We start from the raw sequence: 14,093 nt of genomic DNA, 5'->3' as shown, positions 1-14,093 counted from the left end.
CGGGCAGCGTTGATCGCGGACGTACGCGCGACCGAAGAGCCAGGATACTGGACCTTTCGCTCACGGCCCAATCCGGTGGTCGGGAACCGGTCCGCGACCGGTTCCTACTGGCCGCGACCCTGCTCGTACGCCCTCAGCTGCTCCGGCGTGATCATGCCGGTGTCGAAGAGGCTGGTCTCGTCCAGGGCGTACGCCTGCTGGGCCTGCTGGGCCTGCTGCTGCCCGTGCTGGTCGTAGGCGGGCTGCTGCTGGGCGTCGTAGCCCTGATACGCGTAGGGGTCGGCCTGCTGGTAGCCGTAGGGGTCCTGCTGCTGGGCGTAGCCCTGCTGCTGATAACCGGCGTAGGCGTCGTTCTGCTGCTGGTAGCCGTACACCTCGGCCGGCTGCTGCTGCTCGTACGGCGACTGCTGCTGTTGCTGCGGCAGGGACGCGGCGGCGGCCTGGCTGTCCTGCTCGGCCAGGGCCGCGAGGTCGGCGAGGTAGTCGGCGTCGCTGGAGTGCCGGACGGTGGTGTCGTCGTCGGCGAGGGCGCCGAGGTCGTCGGAGGCGAGGCGGCCGTGCAGCTTGGCGCGGCCCTTGCCGACGGCCTCCAGGGTCTTGGCGAGGACCGCCTCGAAGGCGCCGAGCTTGAGGTCGACGTAGTCGTCGGCGCTGCGGCGCAGGGTCTCGGGGTCCTGGCTGCGCTCGGGGGCGTCCTCGTCCTCGTAGCCCTGCTCGTCGAGGCCGGGGCCGGTGCCGAGCAGCTTCTCGCGGCCGCGGCCGACGGAGCCGAGGGTCTTGGTGAGGACGACCTCGAAGTTGGCGAGCTTGGAGTCGACGTAGTCGTCGGCCTCCGCGCGGACCTCCTCGGCCTCCTGGCGGGCCTCGGACAGGATGCGGTCGCCCTCGGCCTGGGAACGGCGGGCGACCTCGGTGTCGGAGATCAGCGAACCGCGTTCGGCGTGCGCGGTGGAGATGATCCGGTCGGCCTCCAGGCGGGCCTGCTCGACCATCTGCTCACGGTCGCCGATCAGTTCCTGGGCCTGGGCGAGGGAGTCGGGCAGCGCGGCCCGCACCTCCTCCAGCATCGCGAGCAGTTCGGCGCGGTTGACCATCACCGAGGCCGACATGGGCATCGACCGGGCGCCGGAGACCGCCGTGACGATCTCGTCGAGCTTCATCTGCACGTCCACCGTGTGCTCGCCACTCTCTACCGATGTGTTGGAGACGGACGGGACGACTGTAGCCCCATCAGTCCTTGCGCAGGCGTCCGTTGAGGGCCTCCAGGACCACCGGCGGCACCAGGTGGGCGATGTCGCCGCCCCATGTGGCGACCTCCTTGACCAGAGAGGAGGAGAGGAAGCTGTAGGTGGGGTTCGTGGGGACGAAGAGGGTCTCCACGCCCGACAGACCGTTGTTCATCTGGGCCATCTGCAGCTCGTAGTCGAAGTCGCTGACGGCGCGCAGGCCCTTGACGATCGCGGGGATGTCGCGCTGCTTGCAGTAGTCGACGAGGAGGCCGTGGAAGGCCTCGACCCGTACGTTGCCGTACTCGGCGGTGACCTGGCGGATCAGGTCGATCCGCTCGTCGATCTCGAACAGGCCCCTCTTGGACTTGTTGATCATGACGGCGACATAGACCTCGTCGTACAGACGCGAGGCACGCGAAATGATGTCGAGGTGTCCATTGGTGATCGGGTCGAACGACCCGGGACAGACGGCGCGGCGCACTTGAGATCCCTCGCTCTCCGGTCCGGTCATCGTGCGTCTTCGCACGTAGAGGCGGCGCGACCGTACCAAAACGTTCCCTCGCCGTAGCGACGGGACCGGAGCGCGTCGAAGCCCTCCGGCCACGGGAACGCACCGCCTCTGGTGCTGCGCTCCACGGTGACGAGCGCCTCGGGCGCGAGCCAGCCCCCGGCGCACAGTGTGAGCAGAATCTCCCGAAGATCGTGATCTGTGACCGCATAGGGAGGGTCCAGGAAGACGATCTCGTAGGGCGCCGCCGGTGCCGTGCGGGCGACCTGCTCGGCCTTGCCGGGCCTGACCTCGGCTCCGGGCAGGCCGACGCTCTTCACGTTCTCCCGGATCACGCGGGCCGCGCGGGCGTCGGCCTCCACGAGGAGGGTGTGGCCCGCGCCCCGGGAGAGCGCCTCCAGGCCCACCGCGCCGGAACCGGCGTACAGGTCCAGGACGCGTTCGCCTCGCAGCGGGCCGCCCAGGAGGGACTGCCAGGTGGAGAAGAGACCTTCGCGTGCGCGGTCGGAGGTGGGGCGCGTGCCGGACCCTGGCGGGACGGCTAGGCGGCGACCGCCGGCGGTGCCGGCGATTACGCGGGTCATCTGTGGTCCTTGTTCGGTGGGCGGCTACAGGTCTCAGTGTGGCTGGTCGCGCAGTTCCCCGCGCCCCTGGGGGGGTGGGCGTCACCCTTGTTCCCGTGGCCCTGGGGGGGGCGTCATCCGTATCCCCGCGGCCCTGGGGGGTGGGCGTCAGCCCTTTTCCAGGTACTGCTCTCTCTCCTCGTCCAGGAGGGCGTCCAGGGCGGTGCGGAGGCCGGGGAGGGCCTGGAGGTCGGGGTCCGTCGCCACCAGGGTCGTCGCCTCCTCCCTCGCCTCGGCGATGATCTCCTCGTCCTCGATGACCGCGAGGACCTTCAAGGAGGTGCGCGCGCCGGACTGCGCCTGGCCGAGGACGTCGCCCTCTCGGCGCTGCTCCAGGTCGATGCGGGAGAGTTCGAAGCCGTCGAGGGTGGAGGCCACCGCGTTCAGGCGCTGGCGGGCGGGGCTCGCCTCCGGCATCTCGGTGACCAGGAGGCAGAGACCGGCGGCGGAGCCACGGCCCACCCGGCCGCGCAGCTGGTGGAGCTGGGAGACGCCGAAGCGGTCGGCGTCCATGATGACCATGGCGGTGGCGTTGGGGACGTTGACGCCGACCTCGATGACGGTGGTGGCGACCAGGACCTGGGTCTCACCGGCGGCGAAGCGGCGCATGACCGCGTCCTTGTCGTCCGGGTGCATCCTGCCGTGCAGGACCTCCACCCGCAGGCCCTGGAGCGGTCCCTTGGCCAGGTGGTCGGCGACCTCCAGGACGGCCAGCGCGGGGCGCTTCTCGGCGTCGTCGCCGGCGGCCTCGGCGGCCTTCTTCTTCGCGGCCTTCTTCGGGTCGTCCTCCTCGTCGCCGATGCGGGGGCAGACGACGTACGCCTGATGGCCGTTCTCGACCTCCTCGCGCACGCGTTCCCAGGCGCGGGCGAGGAAGTGGGGCTTGTCGGCGGCCGGGACGACATGGCTGGCGATGGGCGAGCGGCCGGCCGGGAGCTGGTCGAGGACCGAGGTCTCCAGGTCGCCGAAGACCGTCATCGCGACCGTGCGCGGGATGGGGGTCGCGGTCATGACCAGGAGGTGCGGGGGCTGCTTGCCCTTGCCGCGCAGGGCGTCGCGCTGTTCGACGCCGAAGCGGTGCTGTTCGTCGACGACGACCAGACCCAGGTCGTGGAACTGGACCTTGTCCTCGATCAGCGCGTGGGTGCCGATGACGATGCCGGCCTCTCCGGTGACCAGGTCGAGGAGTGCCTGGCGGCGGGCCGCCGTGCCCATCGAACCGGTCAGGACGACGACCTTCGTCGCGTGCTCCACCCCGCCGAGCATTCCGCCCTCGGCCAGCTCGCCCATCATCTCCACGACCGACCGGTGGTGCTGCTGGGCGAGGACCTCGGTCGGCGCGAGCATCGCGGCCTGGCCTCCGGCGTCGACGGTGGCGAGCATGGCGCGCAGGGCCACCATCGTCTTTCCCGAACCGACCTCGCCCTGGAGGAGCCGGTGCATCGGGTGGTCCGTCGCCAGGTCGTCGAAGATCTCCTTGGAGACCTTCTGCTGGCCGTCCGTGAGGGTGAAGGGGAGGCGGTCGTCGAAGGCGGTGAGCAGGCCGTCGGGCAGGGGGCGGCGGGGGACGGCGGGGAGCTGGGCGTCGGCGTGGCGGCGGCGGGCGAGGGCGACCTGGAGGACGAAGGCCTCGTCCCACTTCAGGCGGGAGCGGGCGTCCTCGATGTCGGCCTTGGTGTGGGGGCGGTGGATCTTGAGGAGGGCCTCGGGCAGGGAGACCAGGCCCCGGCCGTCGCGGAGGCTGTCGGGCAGCGGGTCGATGGCGTCCTGGGCGCTCGGCAGGACCAGCTGCAGGGCCTTGCCGATCTTCCAGGACTCCAGCTTGGCGGTGGCCGGGTAGATGGGGATCAGGGCGCCCGCCCAGGTCTCGACCGCCTCCTCGGTGTCACCGCGCAGCAGTTCGTACGCCGGGTGGGCGAGTTGGAGGCGGCGGTTGAAGAGGGAGACCTTGCCCGCGAACATCGCGCTGGTGCCCGGCAGGAGGTCCTTGTGGGGCTTGTGGACGCCGTTGCCGAAGAAGACGAGCTGGAGGCGGCCGTTGCCGTCGGTGATGGTGACTTCGAGGCGCTGGCCCTTGCCCCGGGGTGCCCTGGCGGAGGCGAAGGTGTGCAGGCGGGCGTCGGCCACCTGGGCGACCACCGTGACGTGCTCGTCCATCGGGAGGTCGGCGAGGTGCGTGAGCTGGCCGCGCTCCTCGTATCTGCGCGGGTAGTGGTGCAGCAGGTCGCCGACGGTGTGCAGGCCGAGATGCTCGGCCATCACCTTCGCGGTAGGTGGTCCGAGCACGGATTTCAGTGGCTGCTTCAGTGGTTCTTCCGGTGCGGGCACGAGATCCATTGCACACCACGACACTGACATTGCCGTATACGTCTTGGGAAAGCCCTGGTCAGGCGCGCTGTTCGGGCTCTAGGATGGCGCGCTCCGGTCATCCCTCCGCGGTCACCGCCCCACCGGGACCGCCCGACCCCGCGCCGTCGACGTCCCCCACCCGCGGCGCTGCTGCGATGGACTCCCAGACCTCACAGACATCACCGGCACCCCATACCTTCCAGGTCGACCTGCGTGGTCTGGTGGACCTGCTCTCCCATCACCTCTACTCCAGTCCCCGGGTCTACCTGCGCGAGCTGCTCCAGAACGCCGTGGACGCCATCACCGCCCGGCGCGCGGAACAGGCCGACTGCCCGGCCCGGGTGCGGCTGCGCGCCGAGGGCGGCACCCTGCGGGTCGAGGACTCCGGCGTGGGGCTCACCGAGGCGGACGTGCACGAGCTGCTGGCGACGATCGGGCGCAGCTCCAAGCGCGCGGACGGACTCCAGGCGGCCCGTTCGGAGTTCCTCGGCCAGTTCGGCATCGGGCTGCTCGCCTGTTTCGTGGTGGCCGAGCGGATCCGGGTCGTCAGCCGCAGCGCGCGTACGCCGGACGCGGCACCCGTGGAGTGGACGGCGCGCGACGACGGTTCGTACACCGTGCGGACCCTGCCCTCCGGGGCGCGTCCCGAACCCGGTACCACCGTGGAGCTGGTCGCCCGGCCCGGCGCCGCCGAGTGGCTGGACGCGGCGCGGGTGCTGGAACTGGCGCGGGACTTCGGCTCGCTGCTGCCGTACGACGTGCGGGTGGGCGAGGAGCCGGTCACCGATCTGCCGGCGCCCTGGAACCGTCCCTACCCCTCCCCCGCGACCCGGCGGGTGGCGCTGGCGCGGCACTGTCACGACCTGTTCGGGTTCACCCCGCTGGACTCGATCGAGCTGGACGTGCCGCTGGCGGGGGTCCGCGGGGTGGCGTACGTGCTGCCGTCGGCGGTGAGTCCGGCGCAGCGGGCCACGCACCGGGTGCATCTGAAGGGGATGCTGCTGACCGAGCGGGCCGAACAGCTGCTGCCGGACTGGGCGTTCTTCGTGCGCTGCGTGCTCGACACGGACAGTCTGCGCCCGACGGCCTCCCGCGAGGCGCTGTACGAGGACGAGACGCTGGCGGCCGTACGGGAGGCGCTGGGCGAAAGGATTCGGGCCTGGTTGACGGGACTCGCGGTGGGCGATCCGGAACGGCTGGCGGCGTTCCTGGCCGTGCACCACCTCGGGGTGAAGTCGCTGGCCCGGCACGACAAGGAGATGCTGCGGACGATGCTGCCGTGGCTGCCCTTCGAGACGACCGACGGGCGGCTGTCCCTGGAGGAGTTCGCGCAGCGGCACACCGTGGTGCACTTCACGCGGACCGTGGAGGAGTACCGGCAGGTCGCGCCGATCGCGTCGGCGCAGGGCGTCGGGGTCGTCAACGGCGGTTACACCTACGACAGCGAGCTGGTCGAGGCGCTGCCGTCGGTGCGGCCGGGGACCGTGGTGGCGGAGCTGGACGCGGAGACGGTGACCGCGCATCTGGACGCGGTGGACCCGGCGGAGGAGCTGGCGCTGTCGGACTTCCTCGCGGCGGCGCGGACCGCGCTGGACCCGCTGGGCTGTGACGTCGTCCTGCGTGCCTTCCGCCCGCTGACCGTGCCCGCCCTGCACCTGGACGACCGCGCGGCCCGCCATGAGCAGGCGCGGGCGGACGCCGAGGCGCAGGCGGACGACCTGTGGGCGGGCATCCTGGGATCGCTGCGGGGCGGCGCGCCCCGCGCGCGTCTGGTGCTCAACCACCTCAACCCGCTGATCCGGCGGCTCGGTTCGCTGGACCGGCCGGAGCTGATCGGCACCGCCGTGGAGTCCCTGTACGGGCAGGCGCTGCTGATGGCGCAGCGCCCGCTGAGGCCCGCCGACTCGGCGCTGCTGAACCGGGCCTTCATCGGTCTGCTGGAGTGGGCCACGCACCGCGAGGAGGGGCGCTGATGGGTGGGATCGACGACTTCGACGAGCTCCGCCGGGCGATGGCGGAGAACGGTGAGCGGCCGGAAGGCCCCGCCCGCAACGCGCGCGCGGAGGAGCTGCTGGTGGAGGCGGAGCGGCTGAACATCCCGCTGGCCGTGATCGAGGCGCTCGGGCATCAGCTGAAGGTCTACAACTACAGCTCCGAGAAGGACAAGATGTTCGTCCCCTTCGCGCGCCTGCTGCGCCTGTGGGACGAGCGGCCCGAGGACTTCGACGAGTACGAGACGCACTCGCTGCACTGGACGTTCAAGTGGATGTCGTCCGGGATGCTCGACCAGCCGCACATCCCGCTGGCCTCCATAGAGAAGTGGCTCGGCGAGATGGAGCACCGCTACCGGCTCGCGGGCCACTCCGAACGGGCGGTGCGCGGCGTCGAGTTCACCGTCGCCGCGCATGTGGGTGACGTCCCGCGCGCGGAGAAGGCGTTCTCCGCGTGGCTGTCGGCCGACCGGGACCGGATGGCCGACTGCCACGCGTGCGAGCTGAACGGACAGGGCTGGTGGCGGGCGGAGCGGGGCCGGGACGAGGAGGCGCTGCGGCTGTGGGCGCCGGTCCTGGAGGGCGAGTTCACGTGCGCGCACGAGCCGCACACGGTCCTCGCGTGCTCGCTGCTGCCGCTGCTGCGTCTGGGGCGGGTCGAGGAGGCGCGCGCCAACCATCTGCGCGGCTTCCGGCTGGTGCGGCCCATGGAGAGCATGCGGACCGCCTACGCCGACCATGTGGAGTTCTGCGTGCTGACCGGCAACGAGGCCCGCGCGCTGGAGCTGCTCGCGGAGCGCCCGGCGTACTTCACCGACACCGGGCATCCGCGCAGCCGGCTGGAGTTCCTCGGCGTGGTGGCGCTCCTGATGGACCGGATGACCGCGCTGGGGCTCGGCAGGCGGCAGGTGCCGGGGCCGGCGGGCAGGCTGTGGACGGCCGGTGAACTGGCCGAGCACGCGCGCGCGGAGGCCCTCGAACTGGCGGACCGGTTCGACCGCCGCAACGGCACCGCGCATGTCAGCGAGCGGGCCCGCGCGCGGATGGCGCAGGAGCCCCTGGTGGAGCGGCTGCCGCTGGGGGTGCGGTCGATGCGGCCGGCGACCGCGGTGGCCTCCCCGGTCCCGCCGCCCGCCGAGGGGGCCGATCTGGCGTCCCTGATCGCCGAGGCGCGGGAGCTGTCCGACGGTCTGCGGCCCCATGCCGTGGAGGCGTGGGCGGCCGTCTCCCGGGCCGCGGAGGGCGTCGAGCTCGCCGCGCGCGACCGCGCCGAGATCGCCGACCACCGGGCGATGGACCTCGGCCCGTCCGGTCTCGACCTGTTCGAGCGCGCCGCCGAGCTGTACGCGGAGGCGGACGACCCTGGGGAGGCGCTGGCGGCACGCGCGCGTGCGGCGTTCGTGCGGGCGCTCTCCGGCGAGGTCCAGCAAGCGCTGGCCGCCGTCACCGGGCCCTACGACGAGGTCCTCGCCCTGTACGCCGAGGGCGGCACCGGGGTGCGGCAGACCGCGTCGGTGCTGATGGCACGGGCGCGCGTCCTGATGCAGAACGTGCAGGCGGCGGAGGAGCACGGCGCCCTGGACGCGTCGCTCCTCAACCGCGCCGAGGCGGCCGTACGGGAGGTCCTCGCGCTGGTCGACGGGCGGACCGGGGACGACGTACGGCTGGCCTCGCGGGCGGCGGAGTCGCAGGCGATGCTCGCGGAGCTGGCGGCGCACGCCGCGGACCTGCCGAGGTCCGCGGAGCTGTTCGCGCGCGCGGCGGCGGAGTTCGCCGGGGCGGGGCTGCCCTGGTTCGCGGTGGAGTACGAGGCCCGGCTCGCGGGGCTCGCGCACCACCTGGGCGACACCGCCGAGGCCGAGCGGGCGCTGCGGGCCGCCCTGGAGCACGGCGGACCGTATCTGGAGCCGCCCGGCCGGGCCCAGCTGCACCTCCAGCTCGCCGAGGTGCTGGGCGGCCGGGGCGCGCCCGAGGAGGCCGCGGAGCACGCCCTGGAGGCGGCGCACTGGGCCGACGAGGCCGGGGCCGGGCCGACGCTCGGGGCGTGGGCGCGGCATCTGCTCGGCGGGTTCCTGCTGCGGCAGGGCCGGTGGGCCGAGGCGGCCGAGGTGCTGGAGTCGGCGCTGCCCGACCTGTCCGCCGAGACCCACGGCGACGGGGCCGTCGTCCAGACGCAGTGGTGGCTCGGCGACTGTCTCAGCGCGCTGGGCGAGCACCAGGAGGCCGCCGAGCGCCGTCTGGAGGCAGCCGAGATCGCCCGGCACTGGCCCGAGCAGCAGGACCACGCGACGCTCGCGCATCTCGCCGGTGAGTCCCTCGGCCAGGCGGGGCTGCCGGCCGACGCGGACCGGGCGTACAGCCGCGCGGGCGACCTGTGGCGCGCGCTCGGTGATGTGCACGGTCTGGTGCGGGCCCTTCGCGCGCGTGCCTGGCTCTCGCTGCGCAGGGAGGACGGCGTCGACGACGCCCGCGCGCTGATGGCCGACGCGGTGCGGGAGTGCGAGGAGGCGCTGGGCACGGAGGCCCTGGACGAGGAGGCCCGTCAGCAGCTCGTCGCCGAACTCGGGCACACCCACCGGCAGTACGGCGATCTGCTCGCCCGCTCCGCCTCGGAGGACGCCGAGGACGACTCGATCCAGGCCGCCCTGGAGGACGCGCTCGCCCAGATCACCGAGGCCATCGTGGTCTTCGGGTCGCTCGGCGGGGGCGCCGTGCACAGCCGTACCGGGGCCGAACTCGCCGCGGGCTGGCTGGAGGCCGACCTCAGCCGCCCGGACCGGGCGGCGGCACGCGCGCGTGCGGTGCTCGCCGCGTACGAGGGCCACGCGGGCCCCGGCGCGGAGGGCGAGGACGGCGGCGACGAGACGGCGCGGGCCCGGCGGGCGGAGGCCGAACAGATGCTGGAGGTCGTGACGGAGGCCGAGTAGCGCCGACCGCGCCTACTCCACGCCGATGAGCAGCAGCGTGCCCTGCCGTCCACCCCGGTAGACCACCGTGTCGACGGCGAGGTACGACTCCCGCACGCGGGCCTCCAGATGGTCCGCGATGGCCTCGGGGGCGTCGTCGCCGAGGACGAGCGTGACGAGTTCGCCGCCCGCCGAGAGCATGCGGTCCAGGACGGTCTCGGCGGCGGCCGTGACATCGGCGCCGATCACGACGACGTCGCCGTCGACGAGGCCGAGGACGTCCCCGGCCTGGCAGATGCCGGCCATGGTCCAGGACTGCCGTTCGGCGACGGTGACCTCGGCGTAGCGGGTCGCGCCGGCCGCGGAGGTCATCGACACGACGTCCTCGTCGAAGCGGCGTCCGGGCTCGTGCACGGCGAGCGCGGCGATGCCCTGGACGGCGGAGCGGGTGGGGATGAGGGCGACGCGGATGCCCTCGGCGCGGGCCTGCTCGGCCGCGGCGGCGGCGGTGTGCCGCAGGTCGGCGTCGTTGGGCAGCAGGACGATCTCGCGCGCGTGGGCCCGGCGTACGGCCTCGACCAGTTCGCCGCTGGCGGGCGGCTCCCCGGGGCGGGCGAGCACGGTCGTCGCGCCGGCCTCGGTGTACAGCCCGGCCAGCCCTTCGCCCGGCACGACCGCGACGACGGCCCGCTGCGCCCGCTCGCGCACGGGCCGTTCGGCGCCGCCGCGCGTGTGGACGTCCCCGACGGCGAAGTGCGTGATCCGGATCCGGTACGGGCGTCCCGCCTCGACGCCCGCCTCCACGGCGGCACCGGCGTCGTCGACGTGCACATGGACGTTCCACAGGCCGTCGCCGCCGACGACGACGAGGGAGTCGCCGAGGGCGTCGAGCCGGGTCCGCAGCCGGGCCACGGCGGTGTCCTCGGCCTCCAGGAGGTAGATCACCTCGAAGGCGGGCCCGCCCTCCTCGAGGACGTCGTCGGCGCACTCCTCGACGTCCACGCGTGCGTGCGCCGCCCGGGCCCGCGCGCCGAGCACCGCGCCGGGCGACTCCCCGGTGAACGTCTCCACGAGGGCCGCGAGGACCGCCACGAGGCCCCGTCCGCCCGCGTCGACGACCCCGGCCCGCTCCAGGACGGCGAGCTGCCGCGGCGTGGCCTCCAGCGCCGCGCGCGCGCCTTCGTGGGCCGCGCGGGCGACCGCCCCGCAGTCGCCGTTCGTCCGTTCCGCGGCGTCGGCGGCGGCCGTGGCGACGGACAGGACGGTGCCCTCGACCGGGTGGGCCACGGCCTCGCGCGCGGAGTCGGCGGCGCGGCGCAGGGCGAGCCGCAGACCGGCGCCGTCGGTGTGGGGTGTGCCACGGTCGGCGGCGAGCACCTGGACCATGCCGCGCAGGAGCTGGGAGAGGATCGTGCCGGAGTTGCCGCGGGCGCCTATGAGCGCGCCGTGCGCCATCGCGCGCGCGGCGTCGGCGAGCGAGGGGGTGCCCTTGCCGTCGTCGTAGGCGGCGAAGACGGCCTCCACGGCGGCCACGGCGGACTCGACGGTCAGATACAGGTTGGTGCCGGTGTCCCCGTCGGCGACGGGGTAGACGTTGATCGCGTCGATCTCCTCGCGCGCCCGGCCCAGCGCCTCCAGCGCGAGAGAGCACCAGGTGCGCACCGCGAGAGCATCGAAGAATGTCTGCGGCACCTGCGCCACCTGCGCCTCCTCGGACTGCTGACGTGGACGCAGCGTAGACCCAGAGCGGGTGCCCGCCGGAAGAGGGCCGGGAGCAGGCCCCTGAGCAGCCATGGTAGTTTCGTTCTACTGGCGCAGTCGTTGTATGCTGCTCCGGTTGCCCGATCCGAATCGGGCCGTTCCCTGGCAAGCCACTCAGATCTCTGATCCTGCGATCTCGATCCCGGCACGCCGGGATTGAATCCGTAAGTGCATCTGAAGTCTTTGGAGTGACCCGTGGCTGCCAACTGCGACGTCTGCGGCAAGGGGCCGGGCTTCGGCAACAACATCTCGCACTCTCACCGCCGTACGCCGCGTCGCTGGAACCCGAACATCCAGCGCGTTCGTACTGTGGTCGGCGGGACGCCGAAGCGCGTGAACGCTTGCACCTCGTGCATCAAGGCCGGCAAGGTCTCGCGCTGACGCAGAGCTAAGCGCGCGGCCACTGCTGGTTCGCTGCTCAAAGCCGGTCCACCTCACGGTGGACCGGCTTTTTGCCGTGCCCTGACGCCGGTGGCGTCAACCGTCGGCGTCAACGACTAGCGCAGCCGCCACCCGTGATCGACCGGTCCGATGCCGCCGCCGAGCGAGAACCCGGCCCGGATCGCCCCCGTGACGTACGCCTTCGCCTCCGTCACCGCCTCCGGCACGGACCGTCCCTTCGCCAGTTCCGAGGCGATGGCGGAGGCGAGCGTGCAGCCGGTGCCGTGCGTGTGCCGGTTGTCGTGACGGGGCGCGCGCAGCCAGTGCTCCTCGGAGCCGTCGGTGAGCAGGTCGACGGCGTCCCCGGCGAGATGGCCGCCCTTGATCAGCACCCAGCGCGGCCCGTACGCCAGGATCGCCGCGGCGGCCTCGGGGAGCTGCTCCTCGGACACCACCCGTACTCCGGTGAGCTGGGTCACCTCGTCGAGGTTGGGGGTCGCCACCGTGGCCACGGGCAGGAGGCGTTCGCGCACCGACGCGAGCGCCGACTGGGCCAGCAGCGGGTCCCCGTGCTTGGACACCCCGACCGGGTCGACGACCGCCGGCGCGTCCGTGGCGCCGATCAGTGCGGCGACCTCCTCGACGAGTTCGGCCGAGGCGAGCATCCCGGTCTTCACGGCCTGGACGCCGATGTCGTCGACGACACTGCGGTACTGGGCCCGCACGGTCTCGACGGGGAGCGGCCAGGCGCCCTGCACGCCGAGGGAGTTCTGCGCGGTGATCGCGGTGACGACGCTCATGCCGTGCACGCCGAGCGCGAGCATCGTCTTCAGGTCGGCCTGGATCCCGGCGCCGCCGCCGGAGTCCGAGCCGGCCACGGTGAGCACCCTGGGTATCACGACTCGATGTCCCCGCCGAAGTGGTCCCAGCCGCCCTTGCTCGTCCACGGCGCCCCGTCGACCGTCACCTGGGGCAGCGCCGAGGGGTTGAGGACCTCGCCGATCACCTTCCAGCGCGCGGGCAGTTTCACGTCCTGCGGGAAGGTCGCCACGATCGCGTGGTCCTCTCCCCCGGTCAGCACCCACTGCATGGGGTCGACGCCGACGGCCTGGCCGATGTCGTTCATCTGGGAGGGGATGTCGATCGCGCCGGAGCGGATGTCGATCCGGACCTTGCTGGCCTCGGCGATGTGCCCGAGGTCGGCGATCAGGCCGTCGCTCACGTCGCACATGGCGGTGGCGCCGAGACCGGCCGCCGCGGGGCCCGCGTGGTACGGCGGTTCGGGACGCCGGTGCGCCTCGACGAACGCGCGCGGCGAGCGGAAGCCGCGGGACAGCACGGCGAACCCGGCCGCGGACCAGCCGAGCCACCCGGTCACCGCAACCAGGTCGCCGGGCTGCGCGCCGGCCCGGGTGACGGGCTCCTGGTTGCGCAGATCACCGAGCGCGGTGATCGACACCATGATCGTGTCGCCGCGCACGACGTCGCCGCCGACCACCGAGGCGCCGGCGACCTGGCACTCGTCCCGGATCCCGTCCATGAGCTCCGAGGGCCAGGTCACCGGGAGTTCGGCGGGGACGACGAGGCCGAGGAGCAGCGCGGTCGGCACGGCGCCCATGGCGGCGATGTCCGCGAGGTTCTGGGCCGCGGCCTTGCGGCCCACGTCGTAGGCGGTGGACCAGTCGCGGCGGAAGTGCCGGCCCTCCAGCAGGATGTCGGTGCTGGCCACGACCCGGCGGTCGGGAGCGGCGACCACCGCGGCGTCGTCACCGGGGCCGACCCGGACCGACGGAGTGGTCGTGAGACGGGAGGTGAGCTCCCTGATGAGCCCGAACTCGCCCAGCTCACCGACAGTGCCCTTCATTTCCCTATGGCCCCTTCTGTGCCGTGCCCTGCCCGGTCGCGCCCGACCAGTGTCCTCGATACGGTCGAGGGGACCGTCGACGCCCCCGCCCAGGGCGGCACCGGCGTCACCTCATGTCGTGCCCGCACCCCGGCTCGGGGGTCGCGGGTCCCGCAGGTCTCCCCGCGGCGAGCGGCGACGCGATACCGTGGCGTTCCTTTTCCCCACATGATCCTCGTGGCCGCCCTGGAGGTTCCGTGGTACAGGCGTACATCCTGATCCAGACGGAGGTCGGCAAAGCGTCGACCGTCGCCGAGACGATCGGCAAGATTCCTGGAGTGATCCAGGCCGAGGACGTGACAGGACCTTATGACGTGATCGTGCGCGCCCAGGCGGACACCGTGGACGACCTGGGCCGGATGGTGGTCGCCAAGGTCCAGCAGGTGGACGGCATCACGCGAACCCTGACCTGCCCGGTCGTCCATCTGTAGCCCCCGTCTAC

At 72.9% G+C, this 14,093-nt stretch carries 11 protein-coding genes; 4 read left to right on the top strand and 7 right to left on the bottom strand.

The window, feature by feature from the left end:
* Positions 1-104 precede the first annotated feature (104 nt).
* The 4 genes from ACIPSE_RS09320 to recG all read right to left on the bottom strand — a co-directional run bounded on the left by ACIPSE_RS09320 (position 105) and on the right by recG (position 4,697).
* Complete coding sequence (locus tag ACIPSE_RS09320) at positions 105-1,172, bottom strand: cell division initiation protein (protein ID WP_401659388.1); 1,068 nt, start codon at positions 1,170-1,172, stop codon at positions 105-107.
* Positions 1,173-1,230: 58 nt separating this feature from the next.
* Complete coding sequence (coaD, locus tag ACIPSE_RS09315) at positions 1,231-1,710, bottom strand: pantetheine-phosphate adenylyltransferase (protein WP_401659783.1); 480 nt, start codon at positions 1,708-1,710, stop codon at positions 1,231-1,233.
* 26 nt (positions 1,711-1,736) lie between these two features.
* The gene (gene rsmD, locus ACIPSE_RS09310) at positions 1,737-2,321 is read right to left on the bottom strand and encodes a 16S rRNA (guanine(966)-N(2))-methyltransferase RsmD (protein WP_401659385.1); all 585 of its coding nucleotides are present in this window, start codon (positions 2,319-2,321) and stop codon (positions 1,737-1,739) included.
* A 147-nt stretch (positions 2,322-2,468) separates the two neighbouring features.
* Entirely contained in the window at positions 2,469-4,697 is a 2,229-nt protein-coding gene (gene recG / locus ACIPSE_RS09305; protein WP_401659382.1) for an ATP-dependent DNA helicase RecG, read from the bottom strand.
* Positions 4,698-4,864: 167 nt separating this feature from the next.
* On the opposite strand from recG, the gene ACIPSE_RS09300 reads away from it, so the two are divergent.
* Positions 4,865-6,682, top strand: coding sequence for an HSP90 family protein (locus ACIPSE_RS09300; RefSeq protein ID WP_401659380.1), 1,818 nt, complete (start codon positions 4,865-4,867; stop codon positions 6,680-6,682).
* Positions 6,682-9,627 (top strand): tetratricopeptide repeat protein, encoded by a 2,946-nt coding sequence (locus tag ACIPSE_RS09295; protein WP_401659377.1) that lies wholly within the window; start codon positions 6,682-6,684, stop codon positions 9,625-9,627. The genes ACIPSE_RS09300 and ACIPSE_RS09295 overlap by 1 nt, the downstream gene beginning before the upstream one ends.
* A 12-nt stretch (positions 9,628-9,639) precedes the next feature.
* Here the strand turns inward: ACIPSE_RS09295 and ACIPSE_RS09290 are convergent, their stop codons facing one another.
* Positions 9,640-11,307, bottom strand: coding sequence for a DAK2 domain-containing protein (locus tag ACIPSE_RS09290; protein WP_401659374.1), 1,668 nt, complete (start codon positions 11,305-11,307; stop codon positions 9,640-9,642).
* A 255-nt stretch (positions 11,308-11,562) separates the two neighbouring features.
* Here ACIPSE_RS09290 and rpmB point away from each other — a divergent pair, with 255 nt between their 5' ends.
* Complete coding sequence (gene rpmB / locus ACIPSE_RS09285; protein ID WP_004924906.1) at positions 11,563-11,748, top strand: 50S ribosomal protein L28; 186 nt, start codon at positions 11,563-11,565, stop codon at positions 11,746-11,748.
* A 116-nt stretch (positions 11,749-11,864) separates the two neighbouring features.
* On the opposite strand, the gene thiD is transcribed toward rpmB, so the two are convergent.
* Both thiD and ACIPSE_RS09275 read right to left on the bottom strand, forming a co-directional pair.
* The gene (thiD, locus tag ACIPSE_RS09280) at positions 11,865-12,647 is read right to left on the bottom strand and encodes a bifunctional hydroxymethylpyrimidine kinase/phosphomethylpyrimidine kinase (protein WP_401659372.1); all 783 of its coding nucleotides are present in this window, start codon (positions 12,645-12,647) and stop codon (positions 11,865-11,867) included.
* Positions 12,644-13,612 carry a thiamine-phosphate kinase gene (locus ACIPSE_RS09275; RefSeq protein ID WP_401659369.1) on the bottom strand — a complete coding sequence of 323 codons (969 nt, stop codon included), beginning with the start codon at positions 13,610-13,612 and terminating at the stop codon, positions 12,644-12,646. The genes thiD and ACIPSE_RS09275 overlap by 4 nt, the downstream gene beginning before the upstream one ends.
* Positions 13,613-13,848: 236 nt before the next feature.
* On the opposite strand from ACIPSE_RS09275, the gene ACIPSE_RS09270 reads away from it, so the two are divergent.
* Complete coding sequence (locus ACIPSE_RS09270) at positions 13,849-14,082, top strand: Lrp/AsnC family transcriptional regulator (RefSeq protein ID WP_029384521.1); 234 nt, start codon at positions 13,849-13,851, stop codon at positions 14,080-14,082.
* The last annotated feature ends 11 nt before the right edge of the window (positions 14,083-14,093 follow it).

The organism is Streptomyces sp. NPDC090106, from assembly GCF_044747265.1.
Taxonomy (GTDB): Bacteria; Actinomycetota; Actinomycetes; order Streptomycetales; family Streptomycetaceae; genus Streptomyces.
The sequence above is the reverse complement of the archived record's forward strand: the minus strand, read 5'-3'. Positions and strand labels throughout refer to the sequence as shown.